At 59.8% G+C, this 6,099-nt stretch carries 6 protein-coding genes and 1 pseudogene; 6 read left to right on the top strand and 1 reads right to left on the bottom strand.

Annotated elements, in window-relative coordinates; all coding sequences use genetic code 11:
• A partial coding sequence (gene istA / locus O3306_RS10275; RefSeq protein ID WP_442969990.1) for an IS21 family transposase occupies window positions 1–858 on the bottom strand: 858 nt, incomplete at its 3' end.
• Window positions 859–1,123: 265 nt separating this feature from the next.
• Between istA and O3306_RS10270 the strand changes: the two are divergent.
• The 6 genes and pseudogenes from O3306_RS10270 to O3306_RS10245 form a co-directional block, all read left to right on the top strand.
• A pseudogene (locus O3306_RS10270) lies at window positions 1,124–1,276 on the top strand (IS66 family transposase); the annotation flags it as partial.
• A gap of 356 nt (window positions 1,277–1,632) precedes the next feature.
• A complete protein-coding gene (locus O3306_RS10265; protein WP_272006579.1) occupies window positions 1,633–2,406 on the top strand; it encodes an ABC transporter ATP-binding protein in 774 nt (257 codons plus the stop codon).
• Window positions 2,407–2,462: 56 nt separating this feature from the next.
• Complete coding sequence (locus O3306_RS10260; protein ID WP_272006575.1) at window positions 2,463–3,224, top strand: ABC transporter substrate-binding protein; 762 nt, start codon at window positions 2,463–2,465, stop codon at window positions 3,222–3,224.
• 59 nt (window positions 3,225–3,283) lie between these two features.
• Entirely contained in the window at window positions 3,284–3,982 is a 699-nt protein-coding gene (locus tag O3306_RS10255) for an ABC transporter permease (protein ID WP_272006572.1), read from the top strand.
• Entirely contained in the window at window positions 3,979–4,665 is a 687-nt protein-coding gene (locus tag O3306_RS10250) for an ABC transporter permease (protein WP_272006570.1), read from the top strand. Before O3306_RS10255 ends, O3306_RS10250 begins: the two co-directional genes overlap by 4 nt.
• Before the next feature lie 33 nt (window positions 4,666–4,698).
• Window positions 4,699–6,075, top strand: a complete 1,377-nt coding sequence (locus tag O3306_RS10245) for an aminotransferase (RefSeq protein WP_272006569.1) — start codon at window positions 4,699–4,701, stop codon at window positions 6,073–6,075.
• Window positions 6,076–6,099 lie beyond the last annotated feature (24 nt).

Raw genomic sequence — 6,099 nt, 5'->3', positions numbered from 1 at the left:
CGCGATGCCGGCATCGTCCAACGAGACCCAAAGCCGCCACTCCTGCCCGCCGGTGGCCTCGAAGCAGACCAGCGCGTCCTCGATGGCGCGCTTCAGATGACCATTGGGGCTCTCAATGGAGCCGTTCTCGTGTGCAACGCCCTTGTTGTTGCGCGTCGGCGTCATGCCGTAATGACGGCACAGGGCATCGACGCGGTCGGTGAGGTCCGCCCGGGAGGATTTTTCCAGATTCTTGAAAGCCGCCGACAGGCTGTCGGTTCTGTGTTCCCGCGGCACGCCACCGAGCGTCCAGAGAGCATTCTGAAGCCCTTCGGCCAGCGCTACATAGCTTTCGCCGCCCAGCACGACATGGACGTGCTCGAAGCCGGAATAGGCCAACCGGAAATGATACAGCCGATGATCCAACGGCTCACCGGCCACGGTCACGCCCAGTTTGCCCATGGCGGTGAAATCCGACAGGCCCATCTTGCCCGGCGTGTGGGTCTGCCGGAAGATCACCTCCTGTTCAGGGCCATGCTCGGCCTTCCAGGCGCGCATCCGCCGCTCCAGCGTGCGCCGGATGCCAGTGCCCAGATCGGGGTGCCGTCGCATAAGTTCCTCGTAAACCGCCACGGGCCGGATCCCCGGTGAGGAATGCAACAGCGGTACGACCTCCGTGTCGAAAATATCCGCAAGCGGATCCGGTCGACGTCGGCTGCGCGGGGTCTTCTTCTGCGATGGCAACGTCGGGTCGGCCTGCAGTCGATAACCGGTCGCTTGGCTGATACCGGCCTTCGCCGCGGCCACGGGAGTGGAATGGGTCTGTCTGAGCGTCATGAAAAGCCTCATCTGTTGATCAGTGACATGACGGCCCGGCATGAACGATCTCCTTACGCAGAAAATCATTCCCTATCCGAGCCGGCCACGACCGTCAGACCCGCCCATTTGGGGCGCAACGCGGGGGTGGGGCCTCTCCAGTCGGGCTACGCCCTCCCTGCGAGACCCCACCCCCGCGTTCTCATCCTGATTGACGCCGGATTCTCACCTTGTTTGTCGCGCGGCACTTGGCTACCTGAGAGGTTCTTTCACCGATCGGGAGGAGTTTTCCAGATGGAATCCAGCCATCTGGCATTCCATCTGGAATGGTGGCGCGTCACCGGCGGCGATCTTCCACTTCTCCCGGGATCGCGTGGCAACCAATCCCAATCAGCATCTGGCTGGATGGCAAGGCGTGCTGCAGGCTGGCGCCTATGGCGGATACAACGATCTTTACTGCGTTGACCGCCTGAACTCCTTGCCGGCTGACGAAGGTGCCAAGCCAGACCCGGCGTCCGCACAGCTGCAAATAGTCATCTTCAAGCTGTGCCAGCAAGAACAGCGTCCTTTAAGGTTGACTTTTGCAGCAGCCTGCTAATGCGCAAAAAAAGGTGGCCAGCCCGCAGCATTGTAACACGCTGTTCCACCTTTGGCTGTCGAACGCATAGCGTCGCTCAAGCTCTCGTGCCGCCGAAACGACGGTTTTAGGGCCGGGGTAAAAAATACAGGTAGAAAAGAACCTTGACAGGGGCGGGTAAAATGAATGTTTTATAAAGCGGATAAAGAACGCGTTTGTTTCATGGTGCGATTTGCAACAATGAAAGCCCCTTAACACTTATGGCTGTCACCACATCTGCTCCGGCGCTGGAAATTGAAGGGCTTGAAAAGAGTTTCGGCCAGGTCAAGGTCTTGCGCGGAATCGACCTGACCGCAGACCGGGGTGATGTGGTGTCGATCATCGGTGCGTCGGGGTCGGGAAAATCGACATTCTTGCGTTGTATCAACATGTTGGAAACGCCCTCGGCTGGATTGATCCGCGTGGCAGGCGAGGAAATCAAGACCCGACAGGGCAGGAATGGGCTTGAGCCGGTTGACAGGCGCCAGTTGCAGCGCATCCGCTCTGAACTGGGAATGGTGTTCCAGGATTTCGCGTTGTGGAGCCATCTGACTGTTCTGGAAAATATCACCGAAGGCCCACAGCGCGTTCTGGGCCTTGGTCGCGCCGAGGCGCGGGACCGAGGCGAGGCGCTGCTCGAGAAGGTAGGCCTGTCGGAAAAGCGCGATGCCTACCCGGCGCATATGTCGGGCGGTCAGCAACAGCGCGCCGCTATTGCCCGCGCACTGGCGATGGAGCCACAGGCGCTCTTGTTTGACGAGCCAACCTCTGCGCTAGACCCCGAGCTGGTGGGTGAGGTGCTGCGAGTCATGCAGCTTCTGGCTGATGAGGGGCGCACGATGATCGTGGTGACGCATGAAATGCAGTTTGCGCGCAACGTGTCTTCAAAGGTGATGTATTTCCACCAGGGTCTGGTGGAGGAGGAGGGCACGCCTGAAGAGGTCTTTGAACATACCAGATCCGACCGCTGTCGCCAGTTCCTTTCGGGGATCTGACGGCTGCCAAAACCAACCAAGACAAGTAAAAAACCAACCGACAGGAGAACCATTCCATGATACCCAAACATATTCTTGCCGCCGCGCTTGCCGCATTTCTGGCCCATAGCGCTGCTGCCGATACGCTGCGCATCGCCACTGAGGGCGCTTATCCCCCGTTCAACTTCGTCGATGAAAGCGGTGAGGTGCAGGGCTTTGACGTGGAGATTGCCAAGGCGCTCTGCGCTGAGATGAAAGCCGATTGTGAGATCGTCACGCAGGCGTGGGACGGCATCATTCCGGGGCTGAAAGCGGGCAAGTATGACGCCATCGTTGCCTCTATGTCGATCACCGAGAAGCGCAAGAAGGCGGTGGATTTCACCGACCCCTATTATGCCGCCGGGGCTGCCCTGATCGCTCCTAAGGGTAGCGACATCACCTATACACCGGAAGGGTTGGACGGAAAGACCATTGGCGTGCAGCGTGCCACCACCTATGCCACGCTGGTGGAGAAGAAATTCCCCGGTGCGACGCTGAAAACCTATGACACGGTTGAGAACCACAATCTCGATCTGCAAGCAGGACGTTTGGACGGTGTCGTGGCGCAGCAAGTGCTAATGTATAACTGGCTTGAGAAGGAAGGTGGCGATGCTTTCGAATTCAAGGGAGATCCTGTGAAGGATGTGGAGTATATCGGTTCGGGTGCTGGAATCGCCGTGGAAAAGGGCAATACCGAATTGCTCGACCGATTGAATGGCGCCCTAGACACGATTCAGCAGAACGGTACTTACGCTGAGATCAACGCGAAGTATTTCCCGTTCTCGATCAGCGCCGAATGATGCCCCTTGCGCCGTGCCTCCTATAGGGGCGCGGCGCATCTGACTGGCAGGAACCGCTGGTGTTTGATCTCGAAGGCTTTGGCCATCTTCTCTTTCAGGGTACGCTGATGACCATTCAGCTTGCGCTTGTGTCGCTGGTCTTCGGTCTCGTCTTCGGACTGCTCGGGGCCACGATGAAGCTGTCTCGGTTTCGGCTGCTGCGGGTGCTGGCGGGCATCTATACAGCGCTAATCCGGGGCATCCCGGAGTTGATGGTAATCCTGTTCATCTATTACGGCGGGGTGATCCTGCTGAACCAATTCGCAGGCTGGCTGGGGTATGACAGCTATATCGACATATCGGCCTTCGCCGCAGGAGTGGTGGCGCTGTCGCTGACCTTTGGTGCCTACGCGACCGAGATATTTCGCGCCGCCATCCGCGCGGTGCCAAACAATCAGCTTGAGGCGGCGCGCGCCATCGGCATGTCGCCCGCCACGACCTTTCGGCGGATCCTTTTGCCGCAGATTTGGCGCTTTGCCCTGCCGGGCCTGGGCAACACCTTCCTGATCATCCTGAAGGAGACCGCGCTGGTCTCGGTGATCGGTCTGGAGGAGTTGATGCGCAAAACCGACATGGCCGTCGGCTATACCAAGGAACCGTTCACCTTTTTCCTGTTCGCCGCGCTGATCTATCTGGCAATGACTGCCGTTGTTATGCTGGTGCAGCAGGGCCTTGAAAAGCGCGCAAATCGCGGTGTTGCCGGGCGGGTTGTCTCATGAATTTTGACGTGATGATCGAGGCATTACCAGATCTGATTGACGGGCTATGGCTGACGCTGGGGTTGGTGGCGCTGGCGCTGCTTGTGGGTTTTGTGATCGCGCTACCGACAGCGCTGGCACGTCTTAGCCCACTGGTGCCGCTGCGGGTGGTTGCTGGCGCTTATGTGTTCTTCTTTCGCGGCACGCCTTTGTTGGTGCAGATATTTTTGATCTACTACGGGCTTTCGCAGTTTGAGGGTGTCCGCGACAGCATCCTGTGGCCTGTCCTGCGCGAGCCGTTCTGGTGCACGCTGATCGCGCTGGCGCTCAATACCGGCGCCTATACGGCCGAGGTGTTTCGAGGCGGCATCCTGTCGGTCCCGCACAATCAGATTGAGGCTGCGCGTGCCGTCGGCATGTCTGCCGTAACCGCCTTTCGCCGTATCATCTGGCCTCAGACGATCCGTCAGGCGCTGCCAGCCTATGGCAACGAGATGATCTTGATGGTCAAGGCCAGTTCGCTGGCCTCTACGGTGACGCTGATGGATATCACAGGGGTCGCTCGAACCCTTGCCTCCGAGACCTACATGCCGATCGAGATCTACACGATGGCCGCGATGATCTATCTGGCGCTGACCTTTTCCATGAGTCAGGTCATCCACCTGCTGGAGTGCAAAATGGATGTCACACGGGCGCGCGCGTGAGTTTCGCGGGTCCCAACCAACGGAGTGAATTTCATGAAGGAAGCCGTATTGCAGAACCGCTCCGGGGAGGCGCTGAAGGTTGCCGATCTGGCGCATCACCTGCACCCGTTCACCGATCACCGCGCCCTTGCCGCCGAGGGCGGGCCGCGCGTCATCACTCACGGCGAAGGTGTGTACCTATGGGACACCGAGGGCCGACGCCTGCTGGATGGCATGGGTGGGCTATGGTGCGTCAATATCGGATATGGCCGCAAGGAACTGGGCGAGGTGGCGCATCGTCAGATGGACCGGCTGGCCTTTTACAACACTTTTTTCAAGACGTCGCACGAACCTGTTATCGAGTTGTCCGAGCGGCTGGCCGCTCTGACGCCCGAGGGGATTGACGATTTCTTTTATGCCAATTCCGGGTCCGAAGCGAATGACACCGCGCTGCGGCTGGTGCGCGGCTATTGGGCTGCGCAGGGCAAGCCGGAACGCCAGATCATTATCAGTCGGGAATATGCCTATCACGGTTCGACCATTGCGGGGGCCAGCCTGTGCGGGCTGCCTTCGATGCATAATCTGCCGGGGCTGCCGATTCCGGGCATCGTTCATGCCGCTGCGCCCTATGCCTGGCAGGCAGGGCGCGACAACGCGGATCCCGCCTATGGAGCCGAGGCCGCCGACGCGGTGGAAGCGAAGATCATGGAGCTCGGTACTGAAAACGTGGCCGCCTTCATCGGCGAACCGGTGATGGGCGCGGGCGGTGTCATCATCCCGCCGCCCGGCTATTGGAAGCGCGTGCAGGAAATCTGCCGTAAATATGATATCCTGCTGATCGTCGATGAAGTGATCTGTGGCTTCGGGCGGACCGGCAATTGGTTCGGCTCGGAAACCTACGACATTGCCCCTGATATCCTCTGCATGGCCAAGGGGATGAGCAGCGGTTACCAGCCAATTTCTGCGGTCGGCGTGGGCGCGCGCGTGGCGGGTGCATTGCGCGAACAGGCCGGGGTGTTGCCGCATGGTTTCACTTATTCAGGCCATCCCGTCGCTGCCGCTGTGGCGCTGGAAAATATCGACATCATCGGGCGCGAGGGGATCATTGAGCATGTACGCGACACGGTCGGTCCCTGCATGGGCGACCGGCTGGGTCGGCTTGCCGCGCATTCGCTGGTGGGAGAGGTGCGCGGTATCGGCGGCATGTGGGCGCTGGAGCTGACCTCGAACAAAGTGACGCACGCGCCGTTCGATCCGCTCGGGTCGGTCGCCACGCGGGTGCGCAATCTATGTTTCGAGCGCGGCCTTGCCACCCGCGCCGTGCGCGAAGGGTTGGTGTTTTCGCCGCCCCTGATCATCACCGAGGCGCAGATTGACGAATTGGCCACGATCCTGACGGGCTGTCTGGATAGCGTGGCTGACGCGCTTTGAGGCATGCGCAATATAGATGGAGAA

This window comes from Roseovarius sp. ZX-A-9 (assembly GCF_028369135.1).
In the GTDB taxonomy this organism is placed as follows: Bacteria; Pseudomonadota; Alphaproteobacteria; order Rhodobacterales; family Rhodobacteraceae; genus Roseovarius.
The sequence above is the reverse complement of the archived record's forward strand: the minus strand, read 5'-3'. Positions and strand labels throughout refer to the sequence as shown.